The organism is Psychrobacter sp. TS_SC_6, assembly GCF_056156305.1.
This window is the reverse complement of record NZ_CM149590.1, coordinates 521,269-536,179: the sequence shown is the minus strand read 5'-3', so window position 1 is coordinate 536,179 and position 14,911 is coordinate 521,269. Positions and strand designations below refer to the sequence as shown.

Annotated in this window: 10 protein-coding genes; 8 read left to right on the top strand and 2 right to left on the bottom strand. The window is 43.9% G+C overall.

The features are described from left to right. Positions 1–24 precede the first annotated feature (24 nt). From dapC to AC0J5Y_RS02265, 8 genes are all read left to right on the top strand, one after another. Entirely contained in the window at positions 25–1,251 is a 1,227-nt protein-coding gene (gene dapC, locus AC0J5Y_RS02300) for a succinyldiaminopimelate transaminase (protein WP_475131354.1), read from the top strand. A 189-nt stretch (positions 1,252–1,440) separates the two neighbouring features. Continuing rightward, positions 1,441–3,384: a DUF294 nucleotidyltransferase-like domain-containing protein gene (locus tag AC0J5Y_RS02295; RefSeq protein ID WP_475131353.1), complete on the top strand. Its 1,944-nt coding sequence runs from the start codon at positions 1,441–1,443 to the stop codon at positions 3,382–3,384. A 26-nt stretch (positions 3,385–3,410) separates the two neighbouring features. Beyond that, entirely contained in the window at positions 3,411–4,022 is a 612-nt protein-coding gene (locus AC0J5Y_RS02290) for a 3'-5' exonuclease (protein ID WP_475132057.1), read from the top strand. A 70-nt stretch (positions 4,023–4,092) separates the two neighbouring features. Next, a complete protein-coding gene (locus tag AC0J5Y_RS02285; protein WP_475131352.1) occupies positions 4,093–6,216 on the top strand; it encodes a D-alanyl-D-alanine carboxypeptidase/D-alanyl-D-alanine-endopeptidase in 2,124 nt (707 codons plus the stop codon). A 39-nt stretch (positions 6,217–6,255) separates the two neighbouring features. Then, positions 6,256–6,771, top strand: coding sequence for an ABZJ_00895 family protein (locus tag AC0J5Y_RS02280; protein ID WP_475131351.1), 516 nt, complete (start codon positions 6,256–6,258; stop codon positions 6,769–6,771). A 193-nt stretch (positions 6,772–6,964) separates the two neighbouring features. Beyond that, positions 6,965–7,435: a DUF421 domain-containing protein gene (locus AC0J5Y_RS02275; protein ID WP_475131350.1), complete on the top strand. Its 471-nt coding sequence runs from the start codon at positions 6,965–6,967 to the stop codon at positions 7,433–7,435. A 246-nt stretch (positions 7,436–7,681) separates the two neighbouring features. Beyond that, the gene (rlmH, locus tag AC0J5Y_RS02270) at positions 7,682–8,170 is read left to right on the top strand and encodes a 23S rRNA (pseudouridine(1915)-N(3))-methyltransferase RlmH (protein WP_475131349.1); all 489 of its coding nucleotides are present in this window, start codon (positions 7,682–7,684) and stop codon (positions 8,168–8,170) included. 92 nt (positions 8,171–8,262) lie between these two features. Continuing rightward, positions 8,263–9,177 carry a DODA-type extradiol aromatic ring-opening family dioxygenase gene (locus tag AC0J5Y_RS02265; protein WP_475131347.1) on the top strand — a complete coding sequence of 305 codons (915 nt, stop codon included), beginning with the start codon at positions 8,263–8,265 and terminating at the stop codon, positions 9,175–9,177. Positions 9,178–9,229: 52 nt separating this feature from the next. Here the strand turns inward: AC0J5Y_RS02265 and AC0J5Y_RS02260 are convergent, their stop codons facing one another. Both AC0J5Y_RS02260 and AC0J5Y_RS02255 read right to left on the bottom strand, forming a co-directional pair. After that, positions 9,230–10,723 (bottom strand): amidase, encoded by a 1,494-nt coding sequence (locus AC0J5Y_RS02260; protein ID WP_475131346.1) that lies wholly within the window; start codon positions 10,721–10,723, stop codon positions 9,230–9,232. 283 nt (positions 10,724–11,006) lie between these two features. Further along, the gene (locus AC0J5Y_RS02255) at positions 11,007–14,285 is read right to left on the bottom strand and encodes a DNA translocase FtsK (protein ID WP_475131345.1); all 3,279 of its coding nucleotides are present in this window, start codon (positions 14,283–14,285) and stop codon (positions 11,007–11,009) included. Between the last annotated feature and the right edge of the window lie 626 nt (positions 14,286–14,911).

Here is a 14,911-nt window from a genome sequence, read left to right as displayed (position 1 = left end):
CTGTCTATTATAGTTAGCCAACCTATGAATCACAACTTAACGCACCTGCACCCTTATCCCTTCGCTAAGATGGCAACCTTACTTGCTGATAGCATCCCAGCCCATAGCTATAATGAAATCAAGCTCGGTATTGGCGAGCCAAAACACGCCCCGCCTGCATTTGTTCTGGACGTACTACGCGAAAACTTGGACAAAATAAGCCATTATCCGACCACAAATGGGCTGTTTGAGCTGCGTCAAACCATTGCTCACTGGCTTGAGAAGCGCTTTTTTTTGAATCATGTCGATCCTCATACGCAAGTATTGCCAGTCATGGGTACACGTGAGGCGATATTTAGTATCGTGCAGGCGGTTATTGACCATCAAGCAGAAACAGCTAACCCACCATTAGCGCTTAATCAATCGCCTACGGTTGTTATGCCCAACCCGTTTTATCAGATATATGAAGGGGCGGCGATATTAGCACAAGCGGCGCCTTATTTTATCCCTTGCACAGCAGACAATGGCTTTAAAGGCGACTATCGCGCCGTACCCAAAGACGTATGGACACGTACGCAGTTGTTATTTGTCTGTAGCCCCAATAATCCAACAGGCTCGGTAATGACAATGGATGATTGGGAGCAAGTGCTGCGCCTATCAGATCAATACGGCTTTATCATCGCCAGCGATGAATGTTATAGCGAGCTGTATTTTGATAAAGCACCAATAGGCTTGCTGCAAGCCTGCGCTGCTCTTGGTCGCCACGATTTCAAAAACTGTCTGGTGTTTCACTCTTTATCGAAACGCTCAAACCTGCCCGGTTTGCGTTCAGGCTTTGTGGCAGGCGATGCCGCTATCTTGCAGGCTTATTTACAGTACCGCACCTATCAAGGCTGTGCGATGCCGATACCTCATCAGCTAGCATCTATCGCTGCTTGGGAAGATGAAAAGCATGTGGCGCACAATCGGGCGCTGTATCAAGAAAAATTTGCGCTCTGGATGTCGGAGCTTGGAGCGTTATTAGATTTGCGCATGCCTGAGGCAGGATTTTACTTTTGGATAAAAGTGCCTGAGCAATTCGGTGGTGATGATGAATTATTTGTCAAAGCACTCTATGAGGATGCCAATATTCACGCGCTTGCCGGACGTTACCTATCACGCGAGGTCAATGGTGAAAATCCGGGGCAAGGCTATGTGCGTATCGCTTTGGTAGCAAGCGTCGAGGAAAGTCGCGAGGCAATCAAGCGCATTCGTCAATTACTCGGTGCTTAAAATCGCTATTTAAAACGCATTAAACTTAACAAACCGCCAATAACCATAATAATATTATGGTTATTGGCGGTTTTCTGTTAAAGAATGCTATAGTAAGTCTTATATTCAGATAATACAGCACTGTTATTTGACGCTGTATTTTTAATAGTTACCTATCTTTTTAGTGCTTATGCCATCAAGGATGATGCCATGCCCCATCTTGATTTTACCCAGCCACCATTTGATGTATTAAGAGCTGCTGAACGCCAAAGTATCAAAAAAAATACCCAAGTTCGATATCTTGCCAAAGATGAGACGTTACCAGCGGGTGATTTGCAGTACTTTTATGTGGTGCTTAAAGGTCATATTGAGCAGCTGTTAGATGGGGATTTTGTCGCCTCTTATTTGGGCAGCAACCATACCGAACATCTGAATAGTAACGATTGGTTTGATAGCAGGCGCTCACCAAAGTCGCTCATAGAAGATGGGCTGCAAGAAGATAAAAACATTGATTCGCAGCCGGCTGCTTATCAGTTTCGCGCTGTCGAAGATACTTTATTGCTGCAAGTAAATGGGGCAATCATTGATAAAATCGGTGCCCAAAACCATTTCGTACGCCAATTACTATCAGAAAATCTACCTGAGCGACTAAAAGCCTTACAGCTGAGGCGTGGTGGGAAAAAACTTGACACTGCCAGCTATGACGACCCTCACGAAGTACAGCAAATCATGCTACAGCCGGTGATTGATATTACTTTACTACCAGTCCATATCGTTGACGCAAACGATAGCCTATATCAAGCAGCACTTACCATGACTGAGGCTGGATTGAAACATGTCTTGATACGCCCACCAAGACATTTACAAGATAAAAACAGCTCCGATCGTACCTTGGGTATCCTCAGCGATAACGATATCTGCCGCGCTGTCAGTGACCAGCAGAATCCTGCTACGACGCCTTGTCAAAACTATGCAAGTTTTAACCTAAGGACCATCGATGCGGATGATGAGATTGGTGATGCGTTACTGACCATGACTCGCTATCGAATTCACAGGCTACCGGTGATAAATACTAATGGTAAGGTCATTGGTGTACTTGGGCAAAGCGATATGCTTGCTCACATTGGTCATCATTCTCAGCTGATTAGTATTCAGATCGACCAAGCCACAGATTTGCCAAGTTTGGCAACCGCAGTTGAGTTGATTGGACGCTATATACGCGCTCAGCATCAAAACGGTATCAAGATGGGCAACGTCAGCCGCATGGTACAGACCCTTAACGCGCAAGTATTTACCAAGCTTTGGCAACTTATCGTCCCTGATGAAGTAATAGAAAATACCTGTGTTATCGTCATGGGTTCAGAGGGTCGCGGCGAGCAAATCATGCGTACCGACCAAGACAATGCGCTCATCATGCGTGATGGTTATGACCATCCTAAGCTGGCACAATTTGCCGATACCTTTAACCAGCACTTAGCAGATCTTGGCTATCCACTCTGTGATGGTAATATCATGATGAATAATCCCATGTGGCGGCAACCATTAAAAGCGTTTAAAGCGCAGATTAGTCTATGGTTTAAAAACACTGACCCGATGCACAGTATTTATTTATCCGCCATATTCGATGGTGAATATGTCTGCGGTGATGAAACGCTATTGACGCAGGTTCGTGAACATATAAAAATCGCCCATAGGCAGTCAGACTTGATGTTCGTGCGCCAATTTGCACGAGCAGCGCTGCAGTTCGGCGATATCAATCAATGGTGGCAAAAGCTAGTACCGTTATTAGGTGGTAAACCCAGCACTTATACTATTGACCTCAAAAAAGCGGGTATCTTTCCCTTGGTACATGGCATCCGTACCTTGGCGTTAGAAAACGACATCTTTACCGACCCTAGCAGCAAAGGTCGTCTGAAAGCGTTGGTTCAAGCGCGGGCATTAACCCAAGAGCGCGCCGACACCTTACTTGAGGCATTAGAGTTCTTTATGGCGCAGCGCCTATCGGTGGCTTTATTGACAGACAATAAGCATGCAAAAGAAGTCAATCCAACGACCTTGTCTGCTCTTGAACGTGATTTATTAAAAGAGTGTTTGGCGGTAGTAAAAAGCTTTAAAGACGAATTAAACCGACATTATCAGCTTGAATTTGGTTAAGGTAAAGCGGTTAGCCTTGGAGATAACTGACTATGAACTGGCTAAAACAGCTGTCTACTGCTTGGCAAAAAAACCAATTACAGCGACCTGAACTGGCATCAATGTTTACGGCACCTGTCGATGAGCAATGGGTCGCGATTGACTGTGAGATGACCGGACTCAATCCAAAGAAGCATCACCTATTATCGGTAGCTGCCATTCATATCAATGGTGATAAGATTGATACAGGAAATGGGCTGCATCTGCTTTGCAGACCGCCTGTCATGCCTGAGGGCGATACCATTGTCATTCATGGACTGCGCACCGCCGATGTTGAGCATGCGATGAGTTATGATGAGATGCTGGGGCTACTGCTGCCCTTTATTGGTAATCGACCACTTGTGGGGTTTTGTCCGCAAATAGACGTCGGGTTCTTAAACCCTTTAGTAAAGCATTATATGGGTGCTCATTTGCCCAATGAGATTATCGATATACGACCCCTTTATAGTCGGCGTATGATGGGTCGTAGCCAAGGGCTCCCTAGCCAAGCACAGCATTTGAATAGTATCTTGGCGCATTATAATATTCCTGAGCTTGGCATCCACGATGCTTATAATGACGCCATCATGACAGCGATGGCGTTTTTGCATATGCGTTAAACCTTATTGTTAAAATAGAATACTAGATAATTTGGGGTAAGCTCTAAGATAAAAGTGCGCTTAACAATACATGCAGCGTCTACGCGAAAACAGCAACTCATGTTACCATAGCCTGTTTTTGCCACTTGAAGATAGGCTGCTCATGCGCTCCTTAGTAAAACCAACCCTACTTAGAACTCATAACCCTTCTATACGCACAACAGCCATTAGCCAATATTTGCAAACGCCGAAGAATATCGGTCAACGTCTATCTTTACTGGTATTAATTGTCGCTCCTACCTTAGTGCCATTACAGCTGTACGCTGCATTACCGCAAGAGATTGAAACGGCATTAGCGCGAGCCCATTTGAATGCAGCAGACATCAGTATTGTTATCACACCTGTAGGAGATAAAACCGCCAGCCGCTTGCCCTCTGCCGTTCAGGTCATCGACAGTGAAAAGGCGGTCAATCAATTGCAGCCTGCAAGCTCAGACGAGATAAATACTGATACCAATAACAACAAGCAAAAACTGGTGCAAAACAAGCAGAGCCCTAAACCGCTAGCCAATTACCAAAGTGCGTTAGTAATCATCGAAAAGCAAACCATCAGACAGCACGACAGACAATTACACGCTTATACCGATGATCCATATACCCATCAAAGCTTGATGAGTACTCCGTCATTACTGCCAGAAAACGTGTCAAACACTACTAATTATCCTTCCAGTCAGAACGACAATATCAGTGCTAATGGCACAGATAGTAATAACAGCGACAATAAAAAAGCTGACGGTGAGAGCTCAATAAAAATATCGTTTTCACCATTACTCAATCATCAGCCTGATATTGCGCGTACGCCTGCCAGCACCATGAAACTGGTGCCAAGCTTTATTGCCTTAGATACCTTGGGCGCTGATTTTGTCTGGCATACACGCGTTTACCATACTGGCATTATTATCGGTGATACCTTGCTTGGTGATTTGGTGATTCAAGGCAGTGGCGACCCAAAAATGACCCATGAGCGCTTACAGCAATTGCTCTATAAAGTGAAAGCAGCAGGCATCCATCATATTGATGGCGATATCATTGTCGATAGCGCCATTTTTAACCATGTCAGTAAAGATCCAGCGGCATTTGATAACGCGCCTTTACGTCCTTATAACGCCAGTCCCGATGGTTTTTTGGTAAATTTCAGTACTATTGGTATCCAAAGCTATCCATTAGATAATGCCCAAGCACAGCTGACTTATACGCCGCAGCTGGCAGATTATAAGTTGCCAAGTAAGATAAATATACGTCCCTCTGCCTGTGGTCAAGCACGTTATAGCTTAGCGCCGCAGTGGCAAGCAACTCAGCTGATCTTTGATACCTCTCTACCCGATAACTGCGGCAACCATGCTTTTTATGTCGCTTATCCTGATGCCAAAGATTTTGCGGCTCGCGTGATCAAAGCCAAATGGCAAGCACTGGATAATACGCTAACGGGCAACGTTGTCGCTCAAGAAACACCCTATAAGAATAAGAAATCCATATCAGCGCGCGGTTTGGCAACTCTACCAATGTCGCCTTTACCAATTGTTAGTTATCCTTCTTTAAACTTAACGCAGCAAATCTATGATATCAACCATTTTTCTAATAACGTGATGACTGAGCAAGTAGCGTTATCAATAGGCGCTTATCATAAACCCAAAGATGAAACCGCTAATTCAACCATTAATAAAAACGTCGATAAAGCTATTAATAGTCAGCACAGCTTATATCAATTTGGCAAGCCTGCGACAACGAGCTACCCTGCTGCCTTACAAACCATCAACGAATGGTGGCAAACGCATCTAAGCACGCCGCCGCCACATCTGACCAATGGCTCTGGGCTATGCCGCGATTGCACCATCAGCGCTGCTAATCTAAGCGAGCTGCTGACTTACGCTTACGCTCACCCAAGCTTTGATGCTTATGTAAACTCGTTAGGTATTGCTGGCGTCAGTGGCACTATTTTGACACATAGCGAGCGTTTACCAGAATCAAACGCCATTGGTCGAGCTTGGATAAAAACAGGTACGTTGAATGATGTCACCTCGATGGCAGGCTATGTCAAAGGCTTATCAGGACAGGATTATGTGGTGGTGGGAATCATCAATAATAAGCAAGCGCTTAATGCCTATACAGCAAGACCTGTACTGGACGCCATGCTAGATTGGACAGCGCAGCATTAATTTTTTACGCCAAATTATTTACTTTATAAAGGACATTTTATGTCACGTAAGCCCGCGTCATTTAGCAAACCTATCACCCCATCAGGACGTAAAGGATCACACTTAAATACAACTGCCACTCAGCCTAAACTGATGCTCTATATTGGGTTTTTTGCTGTTGGCTATATGCTTGCCAGCGCTGTATTTATGATGATTCAAACCAAGCTTGCTCTCAATGCGCAATTGGTCACTGTGCTGTCTATTGTCTTGGGCGCTTATATTGCCGTGCATAAGTTTATCAAGCACCAACAGCGTGCACTAGATAGAGACGAGATCAACCGTTTAATGTTTGGCGGCGTGATCGTGGTTTGGCTACTCACTATGGTTTACTTTTTGGGGATATGGGTATTTCTATTCGATTCCATCAGCCGTGAAGTGCTGCTTGAGATGAGCATGCAGCAGCCTTTACCGCTAATTTCTGCATTGATCATGATATTGGTGCTGAGTTTGGTGAGTGCACGTATCAGCATTTGGGCAATTAACCGCCTGCTTGATCCCAATCGCAAGGGCGCTTAATTGCTTACTTTCAACAATTGAACGTTATAAACAAGCAACTACAAAGTTTTTGCCCTATTCATCTCTAAATTCCGTTACGCTGTATTTACGCTGATGAACTTTGATGAATAGGAGATAAGACCATGGAAATGATTTTTTTGACAATGTTGATAAGCTTGGGCGTATTATTCTGACTACGGTCGTGGTCTACGTTTTGATTGTTACCTTTACTAAAATTTCAGGCAAACGCTCAAACTCTCAGCTAAATAATTTTGACTGGATTGTCACAGTGATGATTGGGTCATTAAGTGCCAGTACGATTTTACTCAAAGACATTCCGATTATCGAAGGTATGGCGGCTATTCTTTCACTGTATTTATTACAATTTTTGGTCACCAAATACGCCTCTGTTTCGCCGCAATTTAGCAGCTTTATTTTGTCTGAGCCACGCATTGTTTTTTACCAAGGGCAGTTTTTGCCCGATGCCATGCGTGATGAGCGTTTGACCCGACAAGAAATTGAATGTGCTATGCGCTCTGAGGGTATTCATAATTTTGATGAGGTTGAAGCCGTTGTTTTTGAATCGGATGCCAAACTGACTATTATTCCAAAGCCCAGTCCTTCTTATAACAATAACCAAGAAGCAGATGATACGGTATCAGAGACGATTGCTCCACTTATGTAATAGAGTTGATAAATTTTTTACTAAAAACTTGATCAGCTCTAAAAAGGATAGAGCAGCATGACTCCTCTCTTTGTCTTACTGTATCCTTTTTAGGCGGGTGTTGGACTATTAGTAAGTAAGCGGACTTTGAAAGCATTAAAATTATACAAAATGACTATTTATCAAACACGTCTTGAGCAAAGAATCTAGTATTTAACAAGTTTTCTTATTACATTTATTTAACCACTTCTTAAAATGGCAGCTGTTATGAAAGTAAGAATTTTGACCGTAGGTAATAAAATGCCCAAGTGGGTACAAACTGGTTTTGATGAGTATCATAAGCGTATTCAGCCTATGCTCAGTACCGAAATCGTTGAAATCGCAGCGGCGAAACGTGCCAAAAATCCTTCAGATGCCAATTTAGCCCAATACCGCGCGCAAGAAGGTCAGGCGATCTTAGCCGCTCATGCTACAGCAGGACGTGAGCAATTGTGGGTACTCGATGTTAAAGGGAAGATGCTATCGACCGAAAATTTGGCAGATAAATTGGCAGAGGGTATGCAGCAAGGCGATGATATTGCCTTGGTCATCGGTGGTGCTGACGGAGTATCTCCTGAAGTGTTAGCGAAAGCTGATGTAAAATGGTCGTTATCAGCGCTTACGCTACCGCATCCTTTAGTGCGTGTTGTCCTCATGGAGCAGCTATATCGCGCGATGAGTATCAATCATAACCATCCTTATCACCGTGGTAATTAAAGTAGCAATAGAAAACGATCCTGTAGGAAAACATCATCAATCACAGTGACACAACAGATTGAAAAATGGACGCGCGCCCTAATAAATGCCACATGAGACATCCTAAACCTGTAACACCCAATGCCCAAAGTATCAATTCGCAACGCGATGATAATCGCGACGATTTGCATAGCCCACTGATACCGACGCCGATAACAGCGGCGGCAGCTTGGACAGATTTGCCTATCATATCTAGCGCGGCAAAGCGCCCTAAGTTACCGGCGCTGTTTATATCGCATGGCGCACCGACGCTGGCTATCGAGCAATCTGCTACGACCAGCGCCCTTGCACGTATTGGACAAAATCTACCCAAACCTCGTGCCATCGTCATTATGTCCGCGCATTGGCAGTCAGCGAAACTTGAAATCAGCAGTAACCCGAACCCAAAGACTTGGCATGACTTTTCAGGTTTTACTCCAGAGCTATATGAGCTGCAATATCCTGCTGCTGGTCATCCAGCACTTGCTGAGACACTGGCGCAGCAGCTAAGCGCACGTGGTATCGTTTGTAGAGTCAATCCCCTACGAGTCAGCGACCATGGTGTGTGGGCGCCGCTTTTGCACCTGTATCCGCAAGCTGATATCCCCATCGTACAGATATCCTTACCACACTATTATGATAGTGTGGCTTGTTATCAATTGGGCGCGCAACTGGCTAAGCTGCGTGATGAGCAAATTCTGATTATCGGTTCAGGGAATATCACCCACAATTTGCAAGCATTACGTTGGCAAGCAGACAGTATCGACCAAACCGCAAAGGGTTTTAAAGTTTGGCTGCTACAACAGCTCAAAACTGACATCCCAAGCGCCTTAGACTGGCAGCAATATCCTGATTATAAGGACATTCATCCCAGTGACGAGCATTTATTGCCACTATTCTTCGCCTTAGGTGCCGGTCAACGTGTCTCAGTCGTGCATCAAAGTATGGCACATCATAGCTTAGGCATGGATATCTATCGCTTTGATTAAAGGCTCTCAATCAAAGCGTCAGATATATGCAGGTATACCATTTCTCATCATACTACTTCTCAAAAGCAGGTTTGGTAAATAAACCTGCACGCTCCATTTCGCCCGCGACACTCAATAACGTCGTCTCATCATTCATACGCCCAATCAATTGCATACCAATTGGCAGACCTTTTTTACTCATACCGACAGGCAACGACATGGCTGGCAAGCCTGTAATATTACCCAATAAGGTAAAACCCATTTTCCCAAGCACTGGTGAGCTTAACTTTTCGATCATACCTGAGCTAAAGGCGTATTTACCCATATTCATACCTTTATTTAGCAAACCAGCACTGCGCATGAGCATTTCGTCCATGCGACTTGGTGGTAATACGCCATGTTTTACTGCTGGTGTTGGAACGGTTGGGCACAAAATCATATCGTAGGTCTCTAGCAAAAGACCGGTTTGATATTGGCTATCATGCCAGCCATGCTTGGCGTGCGCCAAATCAACAGCAGATAGTGAACGTCCTAACATTGCCATATTATATGTTTGCGGTTCAAGATTTTTTATATGCTGCACACCATAGCAACGCTCAATAGTATCAATAGTAAACGCAGTATGCGTGCAAACAACGACTAAAAAATTATGCCAGAATTGTTCAATATTAATATTAGGTTCAGCCGGTATCACACGATGACCCATGGCCTCAAGCTGCTTAGCAGTCTGCTCTAATACCGCAAGCACCTCCTTATCGACCACAGTGTTGGCAACCAATGGCTGCTGATGTAAGGCGATGGTCAGTTGTCGGGGCGCGCGCATCGCCGCTTCTAAAAAAGTACCTTTAGGTGGCGCAATGATAAAAGGCGCCCCAATCTCAGCACCGCTAGTCGCATCAAGCATCGCGGCACTATCACGCACGCTACGTGTAATTACATGATCGGCTACTGCTCCTTCCCAGCCTTCACCAAATAAGGGTCCCATTGGGTTACGACCGCGACTGGGTTTGAGTCCAAATGTACCACACCACGCGGCAGGAAAGCGTATCGAGCCGCCGCCATCACCCGCGCCTGCCATCGGTACGATACCGCTTGCCACTGCCGCCGCACTACCACCCGATGAGCCACCAGAGCTATAGCCTTTTTTAAAAGGATTATGTGTCACGCCATGTGCTTTCGGCTCAGTGGTGATAATCAAGCCAAATTCTGGCGTATTGGTCTTACCAAAAGTATTCACACCCGTAGCTTTCATGCGCTTGACGATTTCACTATCGCTTTTTGAGATGATATTGATGCTATGACTGCCCATCGTAATCGGCTCATCAGCGAAGCTAAATGACAAATCTTTTAATAAATAAGGGACGCCGTTGAATACACCAGCTGGCAGTCCCGCCTGCGCTGCAGCATAAGCACGCTCATCAAAACGATGAATGATAGCATTCAATTTAGGATTGAGCTGATTGGCTTGATAGACTGCCGCATCCAGCAGTTCTTTGACGCTGACTTCCCCTGCATTGACCAATGCCGCCAACGCTATCGCATCGTACTGACTATATTCTTTAAACATAACCGACCTTCCTTGGAGAATAATCAAATTAAAATTTTGAAAAAATTAATATGTATCCGATTTATAGACAGTAACCAGTTTAGTATAAAACCTTACTGTTTCTAATGAATAAACAAACTCATTAGTCATTTACGGTATTTATAATCATATCTGATAGGGGCAATTGGTAGCCTGACAATAATGCTCTTAACACCTTTTACTACATAAAATTCTTTGATATTTTCAATAAAAAAGACGAGTTACTTTCGTAAATCGTCTTTTACCATCCAGTCAAATATAAGCTTTACATTAATAGCTCGCGTTTACCACTCTTACCCATTGAGCTGACCAGTCCAGCCTCTTCCATCGAGTCAACAATACGCGCGGCGCGGTTATAGCCAATGCTGAATTTACGCTGAATACTAGAAGCAGAAACTTTACGAGTCTCCATAATAAAACCAACGGCTTCGTTGTAAAGGTCATCGTCTTCACCAGAGGCATTGGCAGCACTACTGCCACCGCTAGAACTAGACAATTCAAAATTGCCTGCCATATTGTCGATATAATCAGGTGCACCGCGCTCACGCCATGCATCACAGACGCTATTGACCTCTTCATCGCTGACATAAGCGCCATGGACACGATCCGGTTCAATCTGTCCAGGTCCTAAGAACAACATATCACCATTACCCAGCATATCTTCTGCGCCGCCACTATCCAAAATAGTCCGTGAATCGACCTTTGAGTTGACTCGTAATGCTGCTCGTACAGGAATATTGGCTTTAATTAAACCAGTAATGACATCAACTGAAGGACGCTGAGTTGCAAGGATTAAATGAATCCCTGCTGCCCGCGATTTTTGCGCCAAGCGCGTGATTAACTCTTCTGCCTGCTTACCGACCTGCATAATCATATCGGCAAACTCGTCGGCAACGATGACAATCATCGGTAAGGTTTTTAGCTTTGGTGCTTGGCTAACACTTACACTGTCATTGGGTCGCCATAACGGGTCAAGCATTGGATTGCCTGATTTTTCAGCAGCGATCACTTTTTTATTAAACTCATTTAGCTTACGGACCTTTAGTAAGCTCATGAGCTGATAACGGCGCTCCATCTCTGCAACACACCATGACAAGGCACTTGCCGCCTCAGTCATATCGGTAACGACTGGGGTCAGTAGATGCGGAATGTCATTATAGTTGGCAAGCTCAAGCTGCTTAGGATCGATAAGAATCATCCGCAGCTCGTTCGGCGTATATTTGAGCAGCATAGATAGTAACATGGCGTTGACCAAGACTGATTTACCAGAGCCTGTTGTACCAGCAACTAACATATGGGGCGCTCGTGCAAGATCAGTAATAATCGCTTTACCGCCAATATCTTTACCCATCGCCATACTGATTTGCGCTTTAGGATCTTTAAATTTTTCGGTGTCCAACAATTCAATCAAACGTACCATTTCGCGCTGTTTATTGGGTACTTCGATACCGATGTATGGTTTACCAGGAATGACCTCGACCACACGTAAAGATGCCATTGATAATGAGCGTGCCAAATCGCGTGAAATTCCCGTAACTTTACTGGCTTTTATCCCAGGCGCTAGGTCTACTTCAAAGCGAGTGACGACAGGTCCTGGAATCGCATTGACAACACTTGCTTTAACATTGAACTCTTGTAATTTTATCTCTAGCAGCTCTGATAACTGCTCAAGCTCAGCAAGCGTATAGCTTGGCTGGCGATTGGGGTCTGGCTTATCTAAAATAGACAGCTCTGGAATCGGCGACAGACTGCTACGATAAGCAGCCGTTTGCATCGAGCGTGATTTTTGACTGAATGCAATATCATCACTGATATGAGGCATAACGGGAGCATCAATCGCGTCAGTGCTATCATAAACATTGTCGTCTTCTGGCATCATATCCGTAATATGATTGCTACTATCACCTTCTGGAACTGCAAAACTCATAGTTGGTTTGGTTACTGTGGCTGACTCGATACTTGATATGGTAGACATATTTTCTGCCATTGGTGACGCTTTTGGATTTGCAGGCGGGGTATTGGTCGGTGTCATATCTATTATTTCTGATGTATTCTCTATATCAGTATCAGAAAAAGGCTCCAAATCGTTCAACAAGTCATTTGCAGCATTATTAGGAATGTCGTCAGTAGAGTCGTTTGATGAGATGGCAGTTTGCTGCTGAATAGGCGCAGTTTCTGTTAATGTCTCTATGACAGATAATCCTTGTTCATGGCTAAAACCAGTCGCTTCCGGCACTGCCGCATGTTCTGCCAACCAGGCATCCACTAAGCTATCGACGCTAGGTGCTGATTCAGCAATATCTGGCTGCATATTTGATATGTTCGGTGCATAATCATTTAACGAATGTGCTGCTTGTTGCTGAGTCTCTTGAGTAATATCAATAACTGGGCTAGCAGAAGAAATGTCAGTATTTAAGCTGTCAACAGAAGCAGCAGCTGATGCCTCTGAATATGGAGCATTTATGACATCATAAGGTATCGTATCTTGCTCATTTTCTATCTGGTTTGCTAATAAATCAGCGACAGTATTTGCATCGTTCCATGCAAAACTTGGCTCAACCTTTCTGATAGACATTGGCGTAGCATTGGTAGCAGATACTGATGTTTTATTCAGATTAAAAGCGCTATTGCTAGTCGTTGTGGCGGCTGCAGTTTGCAGCTGCTCTTCTCGTTTGGCGCTTTCACTGGCGACTTGCGCAGCGGCTGCCATAGAGGCTTTTACACTGGCACCCAATCCTGAAGACGATAAAAAGTCTGTCAATGCGCTATTGAAACGACCACTTCTATTGTCTTGCTGTTTATTGTTAGCCTGTTCCGCCGCTTGCAACTCAAGCGGTAATTGCTCATATTCTGGAGTGTTATTCTGACTTATAATCGTATCACTACCTTGTTTATCGGTAGCACTAGTAGCATTGTCTTCTTGTATTATTTGACTAGCATCAAGGCTGCTATCAAGGTTTTTGACACCTGACCCAAACCAAGACAAAGTTTTAATTTTTTCATAAATACTTAGCCAATGAATATTAAAGGCAAAGGTGGTCGTAATAGCGACAAACACTGTCAAAAACGTCACACTCCCCCACTGCGACAATAGCTGTGCTAGCCTCGCTTGTAGCTCAAGACCAATAATACCGCCAGCAACGCCTTTGAGACCTGACGACATCGGATCGGCTACCTGCTGTACCAATGCGATCAATTGGGCAAATAATGCACTACTGCTCAGTATCAAAAACACGTAAGCAACCAAGCGTAATAACCAAAATGTCGGTTTATTATCCCACCAAATTAGTACTGACTCATAAACCAGAAACGCCAGTAACCACCACGCACCAAAACCAAAGAAGCTATACAGCAAATCTGAGAGCCATGCGCCCATCTCACCGCCCATATTATTAATGGTCGTCATATCACTACTGATGTGCGACCAGCTAGGATCATTACCGGTATAAGTCATCAAAATCACGAACAAATAAACCGCGAGGAGTAATCCCAGTAGGGTAAATATACCCTTTTTTAAGTAATCAATAATTGGTGCTGATATCACGTAAGATCTGCCTTGTTGTTAATACTCGTCATGAATATTCAATAATCGTCAAACCATGATTAAGCTTAATCATGCTGACATAAATTCCTGATAGAAACTGCTGTAATAAGTTACGACTGATGTGGCGTAATAACACAAAAAATTTAGCTAAAATGCTAAGACAAAATATTGACCGCATTGCTGTTTTTGTTTTGTGCTTGGGATACAACTTCTTATAATAACAAATACATAGCTGCCGTGGCGACCGCGTTATCAATAAAGCGCATAAGAAAATCAATCCAGTAGTGATTTAGCCAAAAATGCAGCTATAGTTGAAATACTTTAAAGTCGCTACAGTGCTACTGGGATAAATTTTTCGAAGCCTCTATCTGCTAAGCACAGCAATCAAGACAAATCAATACCAGCAGTACGTGATGTTTATATCTCACTTTTCACTGACTATATTTGAATGTGGGGTCATTTTTGGTACTAAAATTTCAAGCTTAAGATACTTTAGTTCTAATGATATCCATATTTTTTTTAGCAAACTTGCACTTTTTGCTCTTAGCTCTTATGTTATTATCACATAGCAACGATAATAACCAGATACGTCGTCATTTTTACGCTTATCTTTTATAATACTTATA

What these genes read in the sequence shown, in the direction of transcription:
- dapC (WP_475131354.1), top strand. Translation starts at nt 25, where the DNA reads ATGAATCACAACTTAACGCACCTGCACCCTTATCCCTTCGCTAAGATG.
- AC0J5Y_RS02295 (WP_475131353.1), top strand. Translation starts at nt 1,441, where the DNA reads ATGCCCCATCTTGATTTTACCCAGCCACCATTTGATGTATTAAGAGCT.
- AC0J5Y_RS02285 (WP_475131352.1), top strand. Translation starts at nt 4,093, where the DNA reads ATGCAGCGTCTACGCGAAAACAGCAACTCATGTTACCATAGCCTGTTT.
- AC0J5Y_RS02280 (WP_475131351.1), top strand. Translation starts at nt 6,256, where the DNA reads ATGTCACGTAAGCCCGCGTCATTTAGCAAACCTATCACCCCATCAGGA.
- rlmH (WP_475131349.1), top strand. Translation starts at nt 7,682, where the DNA reads ATGAAAGTAAGAATTTTGACCGTAGGTAATAAAATGCCCAAGTGGGTA.
- AC0J5Y_RS02265 (WP_475131347.1), top strand. Translation starts at nt 8,263, where the DNA reads ATGAGACATCCTAAACCTGTAACACCCAATGCCCAAAGTATCAATTCG.
- AC0J5Y_RS02260 (WP_475131346.1), bottom strand. Translation starts at nt 10,723, where the DNA reads ATGTTTAAAGAATATAGTCAGTACGATGCGATAGCGTTGGCGGCATTG.